The sequence below is a fragment of the Mesorhizobium sp. M6A.T.Ce.TU.016.01.1.1 genome, assembly GCF_003997065.1.
Taxonomy (GTDB): Bacteria; Pseudomonadota; Alphaproteobacteria; order Rhizobiales; family Rhizobiaceae; genus Mesorhizobium; species Mesorhizobium mediterraneum.
This window is the reverse complement of record NZ_RZTJ01000154.1, coordinates 1-426: the sequence shown is the minus strand read 5'-3', so window position 1 is coordinate 426 and position 426 is coordinate 1. Positions and strand designations below refer to the sequence as shown.

At 63.6% G+C, this 426-nt stretch carries 1 pseudogene; it reads right to left on the bottom strand.

What is annotated here, in order from left to right:
• Positions 1-406, bottom strand: a pseudogene (locus tag EOC94_RS33720) (AraC family transcriptional regulator); the annotation flags it as partial.
• Between the last annotated feature and the right edge of the window lie 20 nt (positions 407-426).

The following is a 426-nucleotide window of genomic DNA, read 5'->3' as shown; positions in this document are numbered from 1 at the left end:
CGGAGCGAAGCAGCCAGAGAATGGCGGCGGCGTAGGTGAAATCGATTGATGTCAGCGCCACGTCGATCGCCTCGCGCCAAAAGATTATCAGCATGATGATGATGACCGCGGGTGTCGCGTGGAGCCCCAGCAGGGCCGGCCACCGGCGGTCGCTGGTGCGAACCAGGCTCGATACGCCGGCGTAGAGCAGAGACGGCATGATCGCGGCGGATACGGGGGCGATATAGCCGACTTCGCTGATGCCATAGCCCCAGCGCAGTCCGGTGAGCACCGATTGCAACGCTGCAACAAGGATCAGGGCGAGAAACGGCAGGTTCGGTGCTGCCTCATCCTGGCGGCTGGCGACGACCCAAAGCAGGATGAACAGCGACAGGGCGACGACGAAGGGTAAGGGAACAAACGGCATGGATCGGGTGCGGGCTCGCG